This window comes from Paenibacillus soyae, from assembly GCF_024623455.1.
Lineage (GTDB): Bacteria > Bacillota > Bacilli > Paenibacillales > Paenibacillaceae > Pristimantibacillus > Pristimantibacillus soyae.
On record NZ_JANIPJ010000031.1, the window covers coordinates 1 to 19,339 of the forward strand.

At 55.4% G+C, this 19,339-nt stretch carries 15 protein-coding genes; 11 read left to right on the plus strand and 4 right to left on the minus strand.

The features are described from left to right. The first annotated feature begins 292 nt into the window (after positions 1 to 292). From NQZ67_RS27630 to NQZ67_RS27660, 7 genes are all read left to right on the plus strand, one after another. Positions 293 to 880: a thioredoxin family protein gene (locus NQZ67_RS27630; RefSeq protein ID WP_257452345.1), complete on the plus strand. Its 588-nt coding sequence runs from the start codon at positions 293 to 295 to the stop codon at positions 878 to 880. Between the two features lie 297 nt (positions 881 to 1,177). Then, positions 1,178 to 2,068 (plus strand): ABC transporter permease, encoded by an 891-nt coding sequence (locus NQZ67_RS27635; protein ID WP_257452346.1) that lies wholly within the window; start codon positions 1,178 to 1,180, stop codon positions 2,066 to 2,068. Between the two features lie 3 nt (positions 2,069 to 2,071). Beyond that, the gene (locus NQZ67_RS27640) at positions 2,072 to 2,965 is read left to right on the plus strand and encodes a carbohydrate ABC transporter permease (protein WP_257452348.1); all 894 of its coding nucleotides are present in this window, start codon (positions 2,072 to 2,074) and stop codon (positions 2,963 to 2,965) included. Positions 2,966 to 3,052: 87 nt separating this feature from the next. Then, the gene (locus NQZ67_RS27645; RefSeq protein WP_257452350.1) at positions 3,053 to 4,735 is read left to right on the plus strand and encodes a type 2 periplasmic-binding domain-containing protein; all 1,683 of its coding nucleotides are present in this window, start codon (positions 3,053 to 3,055) and stop codon (positions 4,733 to 4,735) included. An 85-nt stretch (positions 4,736 to 4,820) separates the two neighbouring features. Further along, complete coding sequence (locus NQZ67_RS27650) at positions 4,821 to 6,617, plus strand: cache domain-containing sensor histidine kinase (RefSeq protein WP_257452351.1); 1,797 nt, start codon at positions 4,821 to 4,823, stop codon at positions 6,615 to 6,617. Next, entirely contained in the window at positions 6,614 to 8,206 is a 1,593-nt protein-coding gene (locus tag NQZ67_RS27655; RefSeq protein WP_257452352.1) for a response regulator, read from the plus strand. The genes NQZ67_RS27650 and NQZ67_RS27655 overlap by 4 nt, the downstream gene beginning before the upstream one ends. 96 nt (positions 8,207 to 8,302) lie before the next feature. Continuing rightward, positions 8,303 to 8,929: a P-loop nucleotide/nucleoside kinase family protein gene (locus tag NQZ67_RS27660; RefSeq protein ID WP_257452354.1), complete on the plus strand. Its 627-nt coding sequence runs from the start codon at positions 8,303 to 8,305 to the stop codon at positions 8,927 to 8,929. A 39-nt stretch (positions 8,930 to 8,968) separates the two neighbouring features. On the opposite strand, the gene NQZ67_RS27665 is transcribed toward NQZ67_RS27660, so the two are convergent. The 4 genes from NQZ67_RS27665 to NQZ67_RS27680 form a co-directional block, all read right to left on the minus strand. Then, a complete protein-coding gene (locus NQZ67_RS27665) occupies positions 8,969 to 10,372 on the minus strand; it encodes an ABC transporter substrate-binding protein (protein ID WP_257452356.1) in 1,404 nt (467 codons plus the stop codon). 56 nt (positions 10,373 to 10,428) lie between these two features. Further along, the gene (locus NQZ67_RS27670; protein WP_257452358.1) at positions 10,429 to 11,256 is read right to left on the minus strand and encodes a carbohydrate ABC transporter permease; all 828 of its coding nucleotides are present in this window, start codon (positions 11,254 to 11,256) and stop codon (positions 10,429 to 10,431) included. Further along, on the minus strand, positions 11,253 to 12,203 hold the full coding sequence (locus NQZ67_RS27675; RefSeq protein ID WP_257452360.1) for a carbohydrate ABC transporter permease: 951 nt from the start codon (positions 12,201 to 12,203) through the stop codon (positions 11,253 to 11,255). The genes NQZ67_RS27670 and NQZ67_RS27675 overlap by 4 nt, the downstream gene beginning before the upstream one ends. 100 nt (positions 12,204 to 12,303) lie before the next feature. Next, positions 12,304 to 12,819: an RNase H family protein gene (locus NQZ67_RS27680; RefSeq protein ID WP_257452367.1), complete on the minus strand. Its 516-nt coding sequence runs from the start codon at positions 12,817 to 12,819 to the stop codon at positions 12,304 to 12,306. A 178-nt stretch (positions 12,820 to 12,997) separates the two neighbouring features. Between NQZ67_RS27680 and NQZ67_RS27685 the strand changes: the two genes are divergently transcribed. From NQZ67_RS27685 to NQZ67_RS27700, 4 genes are all read left to right on the plus strand, one after another. After that, positions 12,998 to 13,891 carry a nicotianamine synthase family protein gene (locus tag NQZ67_RS27685; protein ID WP_257452368.1) on the plus strand — a complete coding sequence of 298 codons (894 nt, stop codon included), beginning with the start codon at positions 12,998 to 13,000 and terminating at the stop codon, positions 13,889 to 13,891. A gap of 180 nt (positions 13,892 to 14,071) precedes the next feature. Then, entirely contained in the window at positions 14,072 to 16,348 is a 2,277-nt protein-coding gene (locus NQZ67_RS27690) for a helix-turn-helix domain-containing protein (protein ID WP_257452369.1), read from the plus strand. A 354-nt stretch (positions 16,349 to 16,702) separates the two neighbouring features. After that, on the plus strand, positions 16,703 to 18,322 hold the full coding sequence (locus tag NQZ67_RS27695; RefSeq protein ID WP_257452370.1) for an extracellular solute-binding protein: 1,620 nt from the start codon (positions 16,703 to 16,705) through the stop codon (positions 18,320 to 18,322). An 81-nt stretch (positions 18,323 to 18,403) separates the two neighbouring features. Continuing rightward, on the plus strand, positions 18,404 to 19,312 hold the full coding sequence (locus NQZ67_RS27700; protein WP_257452372.1) for an ABC transporter permease: 909 nt from the start codon (positions 18,404 to 18,406) through the stop codon (positions 19,310 to 19,312). The last annotated feature ends 27 nt before the right edge of the window (positions 19,313 to 19,339 follow it).

The following is a 19,339-nucleotide window of genomic DNA, read 5'->3' on the forward strand; positions in this document are numbered from 1 at the left end:
GAAGAAACGTAAGACGCTAGCCGGTGGTTTGCTGGGGGCGGAGCCCCCCAGCAAACCACCACCAACTAAAAACAAATCCATCGTCCCGATGGAAAAACCTACTACACAACATTCTTGACGCTACCCCGACCTGCCTTGTTCCGCACAAATAAACGATTCTGGCGCGCTTATTTGCTCGAACCTGCCTTAGCCCGCACGAATAAACGTTTCTGACACGCCGTTCTCCCTAAGTGGACAATGCGTTATACTGGGATAGAAACGATAAATTCCATGAAAAGGAAGGGGAATGGCAATGGCACAAACCTTTACTTTATCGATTGGAGATGCGGCGCCGGATTTTAATCTGCCGGCTACGGACGGGAATCATTACTCGCTCAACGACTTTCAAGACGCAAAAACGCTTGTTGTTTTCTTTACTTGCAACCACTGTCCGTTTGTCGTCGGTTCGAACGAGCTGACGCGAGTAACCGCTGAACGTTACGCGGAGAAGGGCGTACGGTTCGTCGGCATTAACGCGAACAGCGTGAACACCAAGCCGGAGGACTCCTTCGAGCACATGGTGGCCCACATGGAGGAGCATCAATTTCCCTGGACGTATTTGCGCGATGAATCGCAGGAAGTCGCGCTTGCGTACGGCGCGCTGCGGACACCGCATTTTTATGTTTTTAACGAGGATCGCAAGCTGGTTTACACGGGCCGAGGCGTCGATCAACCGCGAGATGTCAGCAAGATGACCGTCAACGATCTCGATAACGCGCTTTCGGAGCTCACATCCGGCCAAGAGATTACCGTGAAAATGACGAATCCAATCGGGTGCAACGTCAAGTGGGACGGCAAGGACGCGCACTGGATGCCGGCGGAGGCATGCGATTTGGTGTAGTTGACTATACGACTCGATACTTACTTTGGAAAAACGGCCGCCCCGGCCGTTTTTTTTTGTGGCTGACCAACTAACGCACAACTCAGAACTATAATTGAGCGATCTATTTGCCGCCGCCGAGATGCTAATCGTTCTTGAGAGGTCTCTCGTTCCCCCGGCTCCTGCCCATCTTAGCCTCCCTCATCATCCCCGCCCAACCATTTCGAAACAACCAACGATCCCGATAGATATCCAATCGTTGTTATATGGTTCGCTCCCCGCGTAAGCCTTATCATAAAAGGCGGGAGGGAAACTTCGATGAGAATACTGTACAAATACCGATGGCAATACGCGATGATCCTGCCGGCTGTGGTGTTGCTGTTCCTGTTCAATTACGTGCCGATGGCGGGCATTCAGATCGCGTTCCGAGACTTTCAGATCGGCTCGTCGATCTGGAGCAGCGAATGGGTGGGACTCGATAACTTCGCCTTCCTGGACGAACCCCAATTCTGGGTCGTGGTCCAGAATACGCTCTATATATCGGTGCTGAAATTTATTTTCGGCTTTCCTGCTCCCATTGCACTTGCGCTTATGATTAACGAGCTGCTGCACGCGGGCTTCAAGCGGTTCGTGCAATCGGTGAGCTACCTGCCCCACTTCTTCTCGTGGATCGTCGTGGCATACATTCTGCAGTCGTTCCTGACGCTGGACGGCGGACTCGTGAACGACGTCATCCAGAAGACGGGAGGCGAGCCGATCTTCTTCCTGGGCTCCACGGAATGGTTCCGGCCGATGATCGTGGCGAGCGGCTTGTGGAAGGAAGTCGGCTGGAACACGATTCTGTACCTGGCCGCGATAACCGCTATTGATCCGCAGCTGTACGAAGCAGCGAAGGTGGAAGGGGCCGGCAAGTGGGCGCAAATCCGTCATATTACGCTGCCGGGCATCATGCCGACGATTTCCATCGTCCTTATTCTGAGCATTCCGAGCTTGATTACGGTCGGCATGGACCAGATTTACCCGATGATGAACTCGGCGAACATGTCGGTGTCGGACGTTCTGGACACGTACGTGCTGCGAAGCGGACTGCAGCAAGGCTATTTCGGCATGGCGACGGCCGTCGGACTGTTATCCTCGGTGATCGCGCTGATTCTCGTGCTGCTGACGAACGGACTGTCCCGCAAAATAAACGGCGAAGGGCTCTGGTAACCGATGAAGCTATCAGCTATGGAGAAAGTCGGACAAACCGTTATCGTCGTCCTGTTGTCATTGCTTTGCTTAAGCGTCATCTATCCATTCTTATATATGCTCGCGATTTCGCTCAACGAAGGCGCGGACGCGGCGAAGGGCGGCGTCTATCTGTGGCCGAGGTCGTTTACGCTGATCAATTACGAGATCGTGCTCGGCAACGAGGTCATCCGAAGCGCATACCTCATTACGATCGCGAGAACGATCGCCGGCACCATTGTCGGCATGCTCGTCACGCTGGTCGCGGCGTACGGCCTGTCGTACCGGGGCTTGCCGCTCCGCAAGCCGATTCTGGCCTACGTCCTGATCACGATGCTGTTCAGCGGCGGGCTGGTGCCGTTCTATATCCAGCTCTACGAATTGGGACTAACGAACACGTTCCTCGTCTACATTATTCCGGCCGCCTTCTCGGCCTGGAACATGTTCGTCATGCTCAAGTTCCTGCAGGGCATTCCGGAGGCGCTGATCGAGTCGGCGGAGCTGGACGGAGCGGGTCCCGTGCGGATTTTGTTCCAAATCATCGTGCCGCTGTCTAAGCCGATGCTGGCCGCGCTCGGATTGTTCACCGCGGTCGGCCACTGGAACGATTGGTTCGCAGGCGCCTTCTATGTCACGGATCAGTCGCTCATTCCGGTGCAGACGTTCCTTCAGCAGCTGCTGAACGCGTCCGACCTGTCGGCTGTCATGGGCTCGAACAATAACCAGGAGGCGCTCGCCCGAGGCTCCCAGCAGAACATTACGCTGATGTCGATCAAGATGGCGGTCGTTATGGTCAGCGCGCTTCCGATCTTGTTCGTTTATCCGTTTTTGCAGAAATATTTCGTCAAGGGCGTGCTGATCGGTTCCGTCAAAGGTTGAGACCGGCGGCTCAAGACATGACAGGTGAAGAGGGTATAATGATTGAACCATATACCGCAACACAATCGCAGGGGGAGGCATACAAACATGAAGTGGGGAACAAGAAGCAAAGGCGTCATCGCCGCGGCGCTGGCATCCGTTCTGATGCTGGCCGGCTGCTCCGGCGGCGCGAACGAGGAGCCGGCGGCAACCGGCGGCAATAACGCGGCGGGCGGAGGCAGCGAGGCGTTTAATCTATGGCTCGGCTGGTCGGCGACGATCAACAACGACAGCTCCGTCCAGAAGTATTGGAAGGAGAACGAGCCCGGGGTAGCCGTGACGCTGGAGGCGACGCAAGGCGACGCGGCGACGGCGCTGAACCTGAAGCTGAATACCGGAGGCTTCAAGGACGCGGCGATCTTCAACCGAAGCGAGACGGTCGAGAACGCGATGCTCCGCTCGAACAAGGTGATGTCTGTCGAGCAGTACTTCGAAATGCCCGACAAGTATCCGGGGCTGGCTTCCATACCGAAGCCGTACCTGGAGGAGATGAAGGACGAGGACGGCCATATCTGGTCGATTCCGACCTGGTTCGACCAGAACCCGGACAATCCGTGGCCGGGCTGGGCTTCTCAGACTTGGCTCGTCCGGACAGACGTGCTCGAGAAGGTCGGCATGAAGCCGGAAGATCTGGCGACGCTCGAAGGCGTGGAGCAGTACCTCGAGAAGGCGGCGGCCGTGACGGACGACGCCGGCAAGCCGCTTAATCCGATGGGCTTCCTGATGGATCCGAACGATACGATCGGCTGGAACGACGAGAACGCGATTCTTAGCGCGTTCGGCGTCACGACGGGAAGCGCGGGCGGCGTGATTCCGGTTGCCCAGAAGAACGGCGAATTCGTTCTGCTGTACGACGATCCGCAATACAAGGCCGCCTATCAATGGCTGAACGAGATGTACCAGGCCAAGCTGGTCGACCCCGAGGTCGTGACCGACAAGAAGGAGCGTTACAAGGAGAAAAACAAATCCGGACGCACCGCCTTGAACGTAGGCAGCTTCTTCAACGTCGACGCGACGCTGTGGGAGACGCTGGACGGACCGACGGAGCCGGGCTGGTTCTACCAGGTCGTGCCGTTCCCGAAGGTGGAGGGCGTGGACCAAGTCGGCGCGAACCAGGTCGTGAACCCGTACCCGGGCTACGACGTGTACATTAGCAAGGATACGGACAATCTCGAGGCGATTCTAACATTCTTCGACTACGCCTTGCAGCCGAAGCCGGAGCAGCAGCAGGTCATCAACGAAGGCCCGGCCGGCGTGTATTGGGACTGGGTCGACCAGCCGCTGGGCGAGTGGAAATATATCGACGAGGAGTACAAAGCGGAGCGCAACAGCGGCGACGCGGCGCGCAAATCGTCGGTAACGCCTGAATTGTACATGGCTTCGTCGTATAATAATGATTGGTATCCTTGGTGGAATTACGGCGAGGCGGACAAGGCCGGCGCGAAGCGGACGTCTGAATTCACCGCGCAGGTCGGCGAATACGGCGGCGTTCGCGGCGCGGAGCCGTACGACATGGTGAAAGCGAAGACGGGCGGTCTATGGGAGAAGTACGGGCCGGAGCTCGAGAACGTGCGCAAGGAGTACAGAGCCAAGCTGATAATGGCGAAGGATTCCGCGGCGTTCGAGGACGCTTGGACCGAGTTCCAGGGCGCGCTCGAGAAGCGCGCGCACTGGAGCGAGCTCAAGGAAGAGTGGCACGCTTCGTACGAAGAAATGATCGGCGGACAATAGGAGCCGGGCAGGAGCAATCCCGTATAAGGGGTTGCTCCCTTTGCCTTTTCAATTAACGAACTAGAATGGCCGGGAGTGGTTGACGATGTGGCTGCGCTTCATGGAACGAAACGTCATACGGGTAACGCGCGGACTGAATATGCGCGGGAAGATCTTGCTGCTGTACGGGCTTATCGTGTTTGTGCCCACCGTCTTCCTCGGCATTGGAGCCGGTTATTTTACGCTGCAGAGCGTCAGGGACAACTATATGGTCACGATGAAGGAAGCGGTGCGCCAGACCTCCCAAAATATCGACTTCCGCAAGCAGGCCTATGACCTGCTCGCCGTGCGCACGGCCACCGACGGGGAGCTCTCGCTGCGGCTGTCGCGGGAGCACGCGGATATGTCCGACCAGCTGCTGACGCTGGAATACGTGGATCGATCCTTTCTGTCCACCAACAAGCTGCTGCCGGGCATCGAGCAGTTCCGAATCTACCATACGAACGAGACGCTCGTGCAGGACGGCCGGCTGCTGTGGAAGCCGGAGGATCGCCCGTTCGCGGGCCGGACGGAGGCGGATTGGTACGGCCGGACGGTGCAATCCGGGGAGCCGCTGCAATGGATCAACGTGCCCGGGGAGGAGGAGCGGCTCATGGTGTCGCACAAGGTGTTCGACGTGAACGGCACCTCGGTCGTCGGCGCCATCTACATGCTGCTCGATTACGACCGGGTATTCGGCGACTTGTTCGATCAGCCGTTCAACGGAGCCGGCGATATTTATGTTATGGATCATAACCGCCGCATCGTCGCTTCATCGCTGGAGAAGCAGATCGGCTCGATCGCCCGCATACCGGAGCTGGAAAGTGCCGAGCAGGCTGGAACGTTCTCGGACGGCGTCTTGCTGGACGACAAACAGATCATCGTGGAAACGCTGGACTCCGGGTGGAGCGTGGCCGCGGTGCTGCATATGGACCAATTGGAGAAGCAATCCAGATGGATCGTGTACGGCATCATATGCGGCATCGCCTTTTTCCTGCTGCTCTCCACGTTCATGGTGTTGACGGTGCTGAAAAACATCGTGTGGCGCATTCGCAAGCTGGGCAGCCGGATGAACGACATCGCCGAAGGCGAATTCGACGTAACGGTGACGAGCCGGGACAAGGATGAGCTGGGAGAGCTTGAGGTGCTGTTCAATTCCATGACGGGCAAGCTGGGGACGCTCGTCGACGACATCGCGCATTCGAAGCTGAAGGAGCGGGAGCATTCGTTCCGGGCGCTGCAGGCGCAGATCAATCCGCATTTTATATACAACTCGCTTAGTTTGATCAGGTGGCGCGCCATGGACCTCGGCGACCGGACGCAAATTCGCGCGATCGACGCGCTGACGACGTTCTACCGGCTTGCGCTCGACAACAGAGTCAACGTAACGAGGATCGAGACGGAGCTCCAGCATGTGGAGGCGTACCTCGATATCCAGGAACTTCGTTATCCGGGTCAGGTGCAGATCGAGTGGGACGTCGATCCCGAGGTCAGGACTTATTATACGATTAAGATGCTGCTGCAGCCGATCGTCGAGAACTGTTACGTGCACGGCGCGATCATGCAGAAGGAAGGCGCCTTCATCCGCATTGCCGCCAAGAAGGAACGGGACCGCATCCGCTTCGAAATTCAGGATAACGGCGCCGGCATGTCCGCCGAGACGCTGGGATCGCTGCGCGCGGGCGAGCGGACGGGAGCCGGCAACGGCTTCGGCACCGCGAACATTAGGGAGAGGCTTCTGCTTTATTTCGGCAGCGGCAGCAGCATGACCATCGACAGCGAGCCGGGTGAGGGGACGATCGTGGCCATCGACATTCCCGCTTATCTGGAGCAGCCGGAAATCAAGAAGGGGGAAGGCTTATGATACAAGCATTGATCGTGGACGACGAGCCGACGCACATCGCGGGCTTGGTCCGGCACGTCGGCTGGGAAGAGCTGGGCTACGCGCCGCCTCTGACCGCGCATTCCGGAGCGGCGGCGCTTGAGGTTCTGCGGAGCCATAACGTCGACGTGTTGATCTCGGACGTGTCGATGCCGCTTATGACGGGAATTGAGCTCGTATCCAGAAGCAAGGAGTTGGGCTACCGTCTTCAAGTGCTGATGGTCAGCGGCTACAACGAATTCGAATTCGTGCAGGAAGCAATTCATGTCGGCGCGCAGGCTTACGTGCTGAAGCCGATCAAGATCGAAGAGGTGGAAGCGAAGCTGACCGCCTTCCGGGCAGCGATCGAGAAGCAGCGGGATATCGAAGCGGAGACGAACGAGCTGCAGGAGAAAGTGTCCGGCAGTCTGGACGTGGTCAAGGAACGGTTCGTGCACGATCTTGTGCTGGACGGACTTGCGGATCCGGATATGAAGGAATCATGGGTGAAGCTGCTCGAGCTTCCGGATCTGAGCCGGGGAGTCGTCATGATCTCCTTCGGGTACGACCGCTATCTGGATGGCGGCCGCGACGCCAGGAGCCGCATCGTGCGCGGAAGCGGATTTCTGAAGGCGGTGAAGGTCAGCCTCTCGGACTTCGAAGGCGTCATCGCGGCGAACCTGGGAGCGGAGGAGGTCGTCGCCGTCCATCTGAATCCGCTGCCCGAGGAGCAGGTGCGCATGGATAAGGGGATTTCGTTCGTGCAGCAATGGATCCGGGAGCAATACGGCTCGTCCGTTACGGTGGGGATTAGCCGGCTGTGCAAGGATTGGAGCGAGGTTCCCCTTGCGTACAAGCGGGTGAAGTTCATGATGGCGAAAGCCCGGCTGCTCGAGGGCGGGCAAGTGCTGTACGAGGAGCGGCTGGACGAAACGGAATTTCTGGAGCATCGCGTCAGGGAGGAGTACATCCCGGAAATCGTCCGCATGCTCGAGAAGACGGAGGAGCTGCCGCGGGCGGTCGATTACGCCGGCAGCGTGCTCGATATGCTGATGGCCCATCACTCGTTCGCCTATATTCAGGCGTTCGGCTTTGGGCTGCTCAGCGAGCTGGCGCGCAGACGCAAGACGGAGGACGGCGCGCCGTCCGATCCGAATATTCCCGCATGGCAGCGGTTGATTGATTGCTCCGCGGCGTCCCAGGTCAAGGAGGCCGTCATGGATTACATCGCGAGGCATGCGGAGGCGGAGCTTAATAAGCAGAACGGACAACAGCATCATCTGATCCAGCGCGTCGCCGGCTATATCGAGGCGCATATTCACGAGAACGTGACCGTCAAGCAGCTGGCGGAGCTGCATCACTTGAACGCCAGCTATCTGAGCGTGCTGTTCAAGAAGTCGACCGGCAAGACGATATCCGAATTCGTGCAGGAAACGCGGATGAACAGAGCGATGGAGCTGCTTCGCGATCCCCACGTCAAAGTGTATGAGGTGGCGGAGCAGGTCGGCTTCCAGACGGCGGCTTATTTCGCTTACCTCTTCAAGAAAACGACGGGCTATACCCCTCAGGAATATAGGGATTACTATTATTAAAAACCAGGCTGGAGGGAGAGAGGGATTCGTTCTTGCGTTTTCGGGGAATGTCCTTGACAATGGAAACGAATACCACTTGGGCGAGGTGTAAGTAAGATGAGCAAACTAGTATTTTTCCTGGGTGGAGCCGGGGCCGGCAAGACGACCGTCGCGAAGGCGCTGGCAAGAAGAAGCCATGCGGCGTTGTTCGATATGGATACGCTCCTAAGACCTGCCGCCGAGGCCGTTATGACGCTGTCGGGACTCGATCCGAACGACCGGGATTCCGCGCTCTACAAGACGAGATGCAGGGATCTTGGCTACCGCATAACGATGGACACCGCGCTTGAGAATGCTGAGCTTGGGACGGATGCCTACATTATTGGCCCGTTCACGCGGGAGACGGACGACCCCGAATGGCTGGAGAGCGAGCTGTCGCGGATCGGCGCAACGCTGGACAACGTGGAGGTCAAGGTCATCTTCGTCGAGCTGCCGGGCGAGAGCTTCTACCGCGAACGCATTCTGCGTCGGGGCTCGGCACTCGATGCTTGGAAGCTGGACAACTGGGACGAATTCAGCCGGTCGCTCGCACCCCGCGGCGTCAGTTGGCCAATTCCCGAGTCGTCGATCCTCCGCTTCGATAATTCGGGTGAGCTGTCCGAGGACAAGCTGACGCTGCTCGCGCGGTTTATCGAAAAGACGGATGTGTTTAATGTATATGATGAAGAAACGCCGCCTCGTTGAAGGCGGCGTTTCTTATTATATACCCTATTTAAAACCCAATTACTGTACCGTTTTGTTATACGTGGCGATTTTGTCGGTAATAGCGCCCGCCGCGTCGTCCAGAGCCGTCTTGGAATCCTTGGCTCCGGTGAACACTTCCTCCATCGCTCCTTCGACGATTTGGCGCGCTTCCGGGAATACGCCCATGACCGCCCCTTGCGTAGCCGGGGACAGCTTCGTCGCGTGCAGCTGGTCGATCGCCGTCTGGAATTGCGGGTATTGTGCCAGATTGTCCTTCACGATCTGCTCGTCGTATGCAAGCTTATTGATCGGGAAGTAACCGGTGGCGATATGCCATTTCGCCTGCGTTGCCGGCTCGGCGAGGTATTTGATGAATTCCCAAGCAGCCTGCTGCTCGGCTTCGGACTTGTTGTTCAGAACCCAGAGGCTCGCGCCGCCGACGATCACGCCGCCGTCCGCCCCGCCTGCCGGCTTCGGAAGGAAGGCCGTTCCGACCTCGAATTTGCCTTTGGCGCCGTCGACGATGCCGCGCAGGCTTCCCGTCGAATCGAGCGTCATGCCCGCTTGTCCGGCCAAAAACGCTTTTTTGGTATCGTCCGTTTTGCGTCCCAGATTAAGCGCGATCTTCTCGTCAAGCAGGCTCTTCAGCCAATCGATCGTTTGGATACCGGCTTCGCCGTTCAGCTGCGACTCCGTCGCGGAGGAGGCGCGGCCGTTGCCGTTGTTCACGTATTCGGCGCCTTGATTCGCGAAGAACTGCTCCATGAACCAGCCATAGATGGCGAAGGCTGCTCCGGACTGGCCGTCCTTCGTCAAAGCTTTGGCGGCATTCGTCACTTCTTCATAGGTCGTAGGCGGATTCTCCGGATCGAGGCCGGCCGCTTTGAACATATCCTTGTTGTAATAGAGAATCGGATTCGACGTGTTGAACGGCATCGAGTATAGCTTGTCGTCAAACCGGTAGTACCCGAGGATGTTTTCTTCCAGATTCGATAGATCATAGCTTTCGGCATCGATGAAATTTTGAACAGGCGTCACGGCTTTGGAGTCGATCATAAACTTGGAGCCGATTTCGTAGACCTGGATCAAGGTCGGACCCGATTTCGAATCCATGGACGCCTTCATCTTGTTCAAGCTCTCGTCGTAGGTTCCTTGGAATACTTCCTCCACCTGAATGTCGGGATGCGCGGCGTTAAAGTCGGCCGCAAGCTGCGTCACCGCTTTCCCAAGCTCCCCGCCCATGGAATGCCACCATACAACCTTCACGGGTTCCTTCGCCGCGGACGTCGGAGTCTCTTTATCGTTTCCTGCGGTCGCTTCCGATTGCCGAGGTTCTTCATTCCCCGCGTCTCCGCCCGATCCCTGGTTTCCGCAAGCCGCCAGGAACACCATCAGTATGGCCGTCATCATGAGCATGACGGTTTTCAGCCTGTTTGCTTTCATTTGTTTCTCTCCCTTGATCTTTATTATTTGGAATGCCGCAAGGACAATATCCACCGCTAACCTTTGATTGCTCCAGCCGTCAGGCCTCCGACCAGCTGCTTCAGGCCGAGCATGAGCAGCAGGAGGGATGGCAGCAGCACCAGCGTTACCCCCGCCAATACGAGATTCCAGGACGTCATCTCTTCGAATTGAAGCATGCTGATCCCGATCTGCACGGTGCGCATCGTATCGCTGCTCGTAACCAGGAGCGGCCAGAGATACATATTCCATGCGTTCAGGAACGCGTACACCGCCAGCGAGGCAAGAGCGGGTCTGGACAATGGAAGCACGATTCTCGTAAAATGCCGGACATGGCCGCAGCCGTCCATCTTCGCCGCTTCGAACAATTCGCGAGGCAACTGCATAAAAAATTGGCGAAGCAAAAAGATGCCGAACGCGGATGCGAGAAAGGGTACCGTCAGCCCAACGTAGCTGTCCAGCCATTCGAGCGATTTGACGGTCAGGTAATTCGGAATCATCGTCACTTCCCAAGGGATCATCATCGTCGACAGGAAGATCGCAAACAAGAGCGCCCTGCCGCGGAATCGAACATAGACAAACGCATAGGCGGCCATGCTTGCCGTCAGCACTTGCCCGGCCATAATCGCGATGGAGACAACAAAGCTGTTGAATATAAAAGCTTGCAGCGGAACCAATTCGAGCACGGTCTGGAACGTTCCTAGATACAAGCCGGACGGAAGCAGCTTGGGCGGATACATCGTGGATTCCTCAGGCGTCATCAGCGATGCCGTGAAGGTGTACACGAGCGGATACAAGACCAGGACCGCCGCCAGCGTAAGAATGAGATAGAGCAGAGACGAACGAAGGATTCGGCTCGTTGTCATTGATAATGCACCTTCTTCTCGACAAAGCGGAATTGGATCCAAGTCAGAAGCAGAATGATCGCGAACAGTACGAGCGCCAGCGCGCTGCCCGTACCGAATTGATAATTGACGAACGCTTCCTTATAAATGGAATAGACGAATACTTCGGTAGAGCCTGCCGGGCCGCCTTTGGTCAAAATATGAATTTGTCCGAACGATTGAAAGGCGTTCATCACGGAGACGACGGTTAGGAAAAAAACGGTCGGCGACAGCAGCGGAAGCAGTATTTGAAAAAAAGTCCGGAAAGGTCCTGAACCGTCGATGCGGGCGCTGTCCCGAATGTCGCTGCCGATTCCTTGCAGGCCGCTTAGCAGCAAGATGTAATTAAAGCCGGAATTCATCCAGATCGTCATGATCGAGACGGATACGAGCGCCCAGGACGGGTCGATCAGCCACTGAACCGGGGACATCCCCAGCTTCGAGAGAAAGAAATTGAGCATTCCCGTCGTCGGGTGATAGAGCATCATCCAAATAACGGACGAAGTGCTTACGGATAACGCGACGGGAAGGGAGAAAATAAAGCGGAACAAGCTTGTCCCCCGCAGCTTCGTATACGTAAGCGCCGCAAGCAGGAGACCGGCGATAATGCCGGCGGGAACGGTGAGCAGCGTGAATTGAAGCGTGACCTCCAGACTGTTCCAGAAAGCCGGAGAAGCGAATAGCTGAGTGAAATTATCGAAACCGACGAATGCGGCTACGCTTCCGCGCGGGTCTGTCAGGTGGAAGCTCAAGTAGATAGATTGGAACAGCGGATAGAACAGAAACACGCCGAATAACACCAACGAAGGCGCCAGAAATGCGTAGCCGGCGGCATGTTCCTTCCAGACGGACAGGCGCTTCGCCGGCGTGCGGACAATGCTGTCCTTGGCGCGAATGGCGCCGTAAGCTTCCCGGTGCGTCGTACTCATTCATTTCCCCCTCTCTATGAATCTAGTAGAACTATACCGATGCTTTGTTAGACGGATGTCATGGAGAGGATAAGAAATTGTAAGAGGAAGAGGGAAGACGCTAATTATTCGCGGCTTCCCTCGCCGCATTGTGGGCTAGCCTATGCAGCTCGTTATTTTTCTTATGTCCGCTCATATATCTGATCTGAACGTCGACTTGGGGAAACCGTTGATTGAACTGGGCCAGGGCCGCGAGCAGCTCGTTTCTTCCTTGCTCTTCATGCGGGTTCGAGAATCGGGCTTGGGCCAATATTCGCGATATGCGGCTGCAATCGGTATAGATGACGGCGACCTTCGGCTCGCGATTAAGCATCGCTGAAGCGAGAGTCTCGATCCCAAGCGTGATCGCCGTTAATTCGCCGTAGATCGAGCCGTAATCGCGTTCGAGCGGCAGCTTCTTGGCTGCAAGCTTTACCTCTCGATTATGTACGGCGCAGCAAGCCGCTCCGTATGCGCCCCGAGAAGCGAAGCCGGCGTAATCGCAATAGAGGAACATCGTCCCTTTATTGACGATATTTTGTCTCAGACTGGCGTTTGCGTACGCTTTTTTGAGAAGCGGGTTCTGAATGAATTCCATGAGCTCATCTCCTTAACAAGATGGACGGTGCTATGCGTTCAGGATAAACGGAAGAGCCATTCTTTAAACCCTGCGCCGTTATGCCGTTTCCGTATAATCTTCTACAACCTTGACCATATGAATATATTTCGTAAGAGGTCATCCGATGTAGATGTTGAAGGAAGGGGAAGTGGGATACATGGAGGTTGATTCCGCGAGTTCAACTTTAGTTGCGGGCCAAGCGTTAAGAATGCAGAAGGTTGACAGCTTTATTGCTTTTCTTCGGGAAGTGAACGAGCTTCTTCAAATAGAAATCGATCTGTCTCCCGCGAATTTATTAGTCACGGACATGATTCAACGGCTCTCGGCTCAGCTGCGCTCCGCCTACTTGCCCGAGGAGGTGCAGGCCGTTCTGGGCAACGAATATATTCGAAGAAACGAGCGGAAATTGCGGGATAAGCTGTCGGAAGCTGAATTTCAAGCCGAGCTGTCGGATTCCCGGCTTTTCCAGCATGCAGGGAATTCCGTGCTCGATAGGGCATCCAGACTGCCGAATTGGAACGTTTACATAGACCTGGTAGGCCGGGAGCTGCCCGTTCTTCGTCAGATTGCCGGAAGGAGCAGTCACGCGGACAAATCGCCGATTGTATTTGTAGGCAGCGGGCCGATGCCGCTGAGCGCGATCATTCTCCACTTGTTCGGCGATGCGGAGGTCGTCTGTCTGGAAATGGATGGCGCCGCCTACGAAGCATCCTGCTCGTTGCTCGAGCGTATCGGCTTAGGGACGAAGGTGAAGGTCGCGCTGGAGAATGGGGAAGCGTTCGACTACAGCCCTTACAGCCGAATTTTCGTAGCGAGCCTCGTTCAGAATAAGACGGCGGTGCTGGAGCAAATCACCCGCACGGCTTCCGATCCTCTGGTGGCCGTTCGAACGGCCGAGGGGATGAAGCAAATCATGTATGAAGCCGTAGATGAAGCGCAGCTTCGCAAGCGGGGGTGGCGAATAGTGGCACGAACTTGCCCCGAACAGCGTTTGGTGATCAACTCCACGTTGTTTCTTGATCGCAGAGATTCTTTTGCAGGTATGGATTGAAGTGGAACGAGCCGAGGCTGAGAAGCCTTGGTTCGTTTTTTTAATTGTTGGCGGACAGGTTCCCGTTTCGGATGAGCCGTGCTACAATGGGAGGAATAAGTAAACCGCTTAACTTCTTTTTGAGATGAATCTGATAACGCTTACATGAATGGGTGATTCGGTCATTGCAGGAGGTTGATTATGTTTAAGCTTAACAACTGGTATATCCGGCTGCTTGTTTCCTATTTCCCGATCTTGGTGCTTACCGTATCGATGATCATATTTTTGTCGTTCATCGCGGTAGGCGAGGTTTCGCGCTCCGAGACGGCCAAAGCGGATCGTATTACGACCGGCTATGTGGTAGACAGCGTGGAACGCACCGTACGCGACGCTGAGTTTAAGGTGCTTGAGGAAGTCGCCGCGAATGCCAACTACAACGCGTATTTATCAGGCTCGTCCGCAACGAGCGTCAAATACGGCGTCGTTCATAGTTTGCGGGCGCTCGTCGAAGAGAACGATTATATCGAATCGGTGTACTTGATCAGGCAGTCCGACGACACGGTGCTGACGGCAAGCGGGCAGATTGAGCTGCCGGCATTCGGCGACCGGGCATTTATCGAGGAAGCTAAGGACAACCGCAATTATCAGGGCTGGTCGGCCAGCCGGGAGTTCCGCGAATTCGATTCGCTGGAGCCCGTGAAAATTATTACGATGCACAAGCAGACGCCGCTGCCGTTCGGCAAGGATGGTCTCCTCGTCATTAACATTGATCTGTATGCGGTTGAGAAATTGATTGGAGGCATGACGAATCATCAAGTGTCGTTCATGAGAATAACCGATTCGGCCGGCCAATTTGTCTATTCGGGCAATGCCGGAGCAGAAGCCGATAGCGGCGAAGTGCTTACGAAGGTTCAATCGCAGGTGCTGGGCTGGACGTTCGAAAGCGGCATTCAAGCCGGACAATTGATGGGCTGGGTATCGGTCGTATCTTATGTTTGGGTCGTGATCGCGATTCTAACCTTCGTCATCGCGATTGTTTATATTATATGGGTAACGCGGCGCAATTATAAGCCGATCCAGCTCATGATGAACCGTATACAAGCCCTTCAGCTGCGCGGAAGCGACGGAGGGGCGGTTCGCATGGACGATCTGACAATGATCGACCGCGCTCTCGAAAACTTGATCGTGCAGTCGCGCGACTACGAAAAAGAACAGCGCGAAAGCGCGATTCTTCAGCGCAGACAGCTGTTTAACGAGCTTCTGAGCGGCCAGCGCAACCATTCCGTGAACGAGCGAATGAGCCTATTGAATTTGCTTCCCTCCGAAGGCCGATACGCCGCAATGGTCGTTAAACTGAACCGGTACGAGGATTTCCTGGCGGAGTATACGCTTCATGAGCAGAACGTACTGAAATTCGCTCTCGGCAATGTGATGCAGGAACTGGCGCAGAACGAAGGCCTTCAAGGCTTTGGGGAGTGGTCGGGACCGGACCGGATCACATTCGTATTCGCAAGCTCGGACGCCACAGACGAGCGGATGGTGGAGCGGCTTCGCCAAACGGCGGCTGTCGCGCGGAAGTGGGTAGGCGAGCATTTGCGTTTCCTGTTGTCGATTGGCATAGGCACGATAGTGGAGGACTGGAGCCAGATCGGTCAATCGTACCGCGACGCTTTATCGGGCATGGAATACCGATTCTCGATCGGACGGGGCGCGGTCACGTTCAGCGGCGATATTCCGCAAGACAAGCCTAACGGGCTGTTCAATTACATGCAGAGCTGCACCGATTGCGTTCAGGAGTTCCGGCTGACCAATGAAGGCTGGCGGGACACGTTCGTTCAATTATTCGAGAAGCTCGAATCGGATTCGCTCAAGGATGAGGATATTCATTCGCTTTTGCAGTTTTTCCTGCAGACGCTAGGCCGGGAGCTGAAGCATCTGTCGGACGAGCTGAACGAATGTCTCGAAGGCGACCGGGTATCGATGCTGCTCGTGAAGCTGAAGGAAGCTTCGTCGCTGACGGAGCTCAAGGAGCCGCTGCTCCCATATTTGGACGAGATATTCGAAATGTACACAGGATTAAGTCAGGCCAAAGGCTACAAAACGATGATTGCGGAGATCAGGGCCTACATTCAAGAAAACTACGCGGATCCGGATCTGTCTCTGAAGCATCTGAGCGATCGGTTCCAAATTTCGGGCAAGTATGCAAGCTATCTATTCAAACTGGAGTATGATATGAAGTTCGTCGATTTCCTCGTGCAGCTGCGGATGCAGCAGGCCGAGCGACTGCTGGCGGAGACGGAGGAAACCGTTCAGAACATCGCGCTTCAAGTCGGTTACGCGAACTCGATTACATTCGGCCGGGTATTCAAGCGGACAACGGGGGTTACGCCGGGCGAATTCCGAAAGCTCAAGATGCGGCCGTCTTCCTCGGATTGGGGTACGCAAGGAAATCGCGAAGAAGCCGTCACGGATGCATGACGAAAACAATGGTTAATTTAAAGGCAGCGGCAGTCCGGAGCTTACTTCACAATTCGGACCGCCGCTGCCTTTTTGTTTAAGCCGCGTGATTATCGTTTATCTGCTCCGGAATTGGGTTGAAATCAACCTTTTTCCTAAACGGTTTATATCGGGAAAATGATTCATTCTAAACGAGAAAACCCAGCTCTATCATGGGTTTGGAGCAACGGTTTGCCTCGTTGAAACTGGTTTATTGTCATAGCGGCCAGGGGCGTGACATACTGAGGGCACTTCCCGAACACGGCAACGCAAACAACGATTGAAAGCGTGTACACGGAAGCATCTTATACAGGATGAAAGAGGGGTTGGATTCGAATGGAAAAAGCTTCAAAAGGTAAAAAGAAGACTCTTGCACTGGCAGCGCTCACGCTTGCTAGCACCATGTTGTTCAGCGCATGCAGCAGCAACGGGAACGCGAATGTGAACGGAAATAGCGCAGGCAAAGGAGATGGAGCAGCCGGTAAGCCTGTCACTCTGAAGGTCGAGGTGTTCGATCGAGGCAATGCGCCTGCGGGATCAACCATTACGGACAACTATTTGACCAAATTCGTACAAGACAACTTCGGCACTCCCAATAATATAAACGTAGAATTCGTTCCGATCCCGCGGTCGGAGGAGGTTCAGAAGCTTAACGTCCTGATGGCGAGCGGAAGCGACGTGCCGGACATCGTGTTCACGTACGATTCGGGTACGTTCTACCGCTATGCGCAGCAAGGCGGTTTGACAGAGCTTGGAGCGCTGCTCGACGAGCATGGTCCTAACCTGAAGAAGTTCTTGGGCGAAGAGACGATCGCATATGGCCAATATGAAGGCAAGCAGTATGCATTGCCGGCAAGACGCGCTCATCTGGGTAAATACTCGTCGTTCATCCGCCAGGACTGGCTCGACAAGCTGGGCTTGCCGGTACCAACAACTACAGAGGAGCTGTACACGACGTTGAAAGCGTTCAAGGAGAAGGATCCGGGTGAAACCGGCGGCAAGGTCATTCCGCTCGGCATGGCGCTTGCTCCGGCTCAATACGAGCCGCTGATCTGGTCCTTCATCCAGCCTCACTCGGAGGAAGAGCGCTACACGCTGACACAGCAGCTGGGCTCGCGCGATTATCCGACGCTGCTGCCGGGCTTCAAGGACGCCTTGCAATTCATGAACAAGGTATATAACGAAGGCTTGATGAGCGCCGACTTCAGCTTGGATGAAGACAAGAAGAAGCTGAACGAGGACGCCGCGAACGGTCTGGTCGGATTCTTCAGTGAAGACGACATGAACCCGTTCTATGCGGACGGCCTGTACGCGACGCTGCAGAAGAACATTCCGGATGCGAAGCTGTCCGCGGTTGACGTGTACTCGAACTCGGAAGGCAAGCATCCAAAGCCGGAATACGCGCCGGTTGGTCTCTATCTGATGATTCCGAAGAGCAGCGAACGTGCAGTGGAAGCAATCAAATACCTGGATTGGATGGCTTCGGGCGATAACCTGCTTTACATTCAGAACGGTGTTGAAGGTGAAAACTATACGCTTCAGAACGGCATTCCGGTCATGAAAGCCGACGCAACGGAAGAAGCGAAGAACCGCTTGTTCAACGCAGGCGACATGGGTCTTATTTCGAATGGCAAGCAGCTTGGCGATACGGAGAAAAACGTAGAGGCTTACGTATACGGCATGCCGGAAGCTTTCCACGAAGAGACTCGCCGCGCGCTGACCGTTTCGAGATCCGATACGATTAAACCGGTTAGGTTCGACCGTCCGATCGAGGCTCAAGGCAAGTACGGCACGGGACTGCTCGATAAATTCCATGAAATTATCGTCAAGACGACGATGGTGAAGCCGGATCAATTCGAGGCCACGTACGAAGCAGCAATGAAGGACTATATGGCTAACGGCGGTCAGGCCATTCTGGATGAACGCAAAGAAGCTTATGCGGCAATGAGCAAGTAGACAAAAAACAGAAACAGCTCGGAGGCGATCAGCCGTCACGGACGACCGTCTCCGGGCATCAACGTAAGCGGATAGGGGTGGATGGCGTTGAAAGCGACTGCGTACTTACGAAGATATTGGCAATTGTATGCGCTGCTAGTTTTACCGGTCAGTTATTTTATACTTTTTAAATACGGTCCCATGTACGGCATTATTATCGCGTTCAAGGATTTCAACTTCTTCCAGGGCATTAACGGCAGCGAGTGGATCGGCTTCGAGGGGTTTAGAGAAGTATTCGCGATGCCGGATTTCTATAAGACGCTTCGAAACACGCTGATGCTTAACTTTTTCGATTTGCTGGTCTCGTTCCCGGCGCCGCTCATACTCGCCATCATGCTGTACGAGCTGAAGTTCGCCTGGTTCAAGAAGCTGTCGCAAACGATTTTGTACATCCCGCACTTTATCTCTTGGGTCATCATCGGCGGAATCGTCTACCAGGTGTTCGGCACGCAGTCCGGGATGATCAACAACCTGATTACGGCAATGGGCTTTGAGGCTATCCCTTTCCTAACTGACAAAAACGATTGGTTAATCACGTACCTGGGAGTCGGAGTCTGGCAAAGCGCAGGCTGGGGAACGATCATTTATTTGGCGGCGCTGACGGGCATCAACAGAGAGCTCTTCGAAGCGGCAGACGTCGACGGAGCAAGCCGGATGAGGAAAATATGGAGCATCACGCTTCCGTCGCTGAAGCCGACGATCGTGACGCTGCTTATCATTAATTTGGGGCATATGATCGCAATCGGCTTCGAACGTCCGTACATTATCGGCAACACAGCCGTCCGCGATTATTCGGATGTGCTCAGCACCTTCGTCTACCGGATGGGCATCGAGTCCGGCCAATACACGCTCGCGACAGTCGTCGGCTTGTTCCAGGCGGTCGTAGGTCTGGTATTCGTGCTAGGTTCGAACTACGCCTCCAAGAAATTGACGGATCAAAGCATCCTCTAACCTTCGAAAAGAAAGGAGCGATAAGAC

Excerpts from the sequence above, each read along its gene's own strand:
- NQZ67_RS27630 (WP_257452345.1), top strand. The coding sequence starts at position 293 with ATGGCACAAACCTTTACTTTATCGATTGGAGATGCGGCGCCGGATTTT.
- NQZ67_RS27635 (WP_257452346.1), top strand. The coding sequence starts at position 1,178 with ATGAGAATACTGTACAAATACCGATGGCAATACGCGATGATCCTGCCG.
- NQZ67_RS27640 (WP_257452348.1), top strand. The coding sequence starts at position 2,072 with ATGAAGCTATCAGCTATGGAGAAAGTCGGACAAACCGTTATCGTCGTC.
- NQZ67_RS27645 (WP_257452350.1), top strand. The coding sequence starts at position 3,053 with ATGAAGTGGGGAACAAGAAGCAAAGGCGTCATCGCCGCGGCGCTGGCA.
- NQZ67_RS27650 (WP_257452351.1), top strand. The coding sequence starts at position 4,821 with ATGTGGCTGCGCTTCATGGAACGAAACGTCATACGGGTAACGCGCGGA.
- NQZ67_RS27655 (WP_257452352.1), top strand. The coding sequence starts at position 6,614 with ATGATACAAGCATTGATCGTGGACGACGAGCCGACGCACATCGCGGGC.
- NQZ67_RS27660 (WP_257452354.1), top strand. The coding sequence starts at position 8,303 with ATGAGCAAACTAGTATTTTTCCTGGGTGGAGCCGGGGCCGGCAAGACG.
- NQZ67_RS27665 (WP_257452356.1), bottom strand. The coding sequence starts at position 10,372 with ATGAAAGCAAACAGGCTGAAAACCGTCATGCTCATGATGACGGCCATA.
- NQZ67_RS27670 (WP_257452358.1), bottom strand. The coding sequence starts at position 11,256 with ATGACAACGAGCCGAATCCTTCGTTCGTCTCTGCTCTATCTCATTCTT.
- NQZ67_RS27675 (WP_257452360.1), bottom strand. The coding sequence starts at position 12,203 with ATGAGTACGACGCACCGGGAAGCTTACGGCGCCATTCGCGCCAAGGAC.
- NQZ67_RS27680 (WP_257452367.1), bottom strand. The coding sequence starts at position 12,819 with ATGGAATTCATTCAGAACCCGCTTCTCAAAAAAGCGTACGCAAACGCC.
- NQZ67_RS27685 (WP_257452368.1), top strand. The coding sequence starts at position 12,998 with ATGGAGGTTGATTCCGCGAGTTCAACTTTAGTTGCGGGCCAAGCGTTA.
- NQZ67_RS27690 (WP_257452369.1), top strand. The coding sequence starts at position 14,072 with ATGTTTAAGCTTAACAACTGGTATATCCGGCTGCTTGTTTCCTATTTC.
- NQZ67_RS27695 (WP_257452370.1), top strand. The coding sequence starts at position 16,703 with ATGGAAAAAGCTTCAAAAGGTAAAAAGAAGACTCTTGCACTGGCAGCG.
- NQZ67_RS27700 (WP_257452372.1), top strand. The coding sequence starts at position 18,404 with ATGGCGTTGAAAGCGACTGCGTACTTACGAAGATATTGGCAATTGTAT.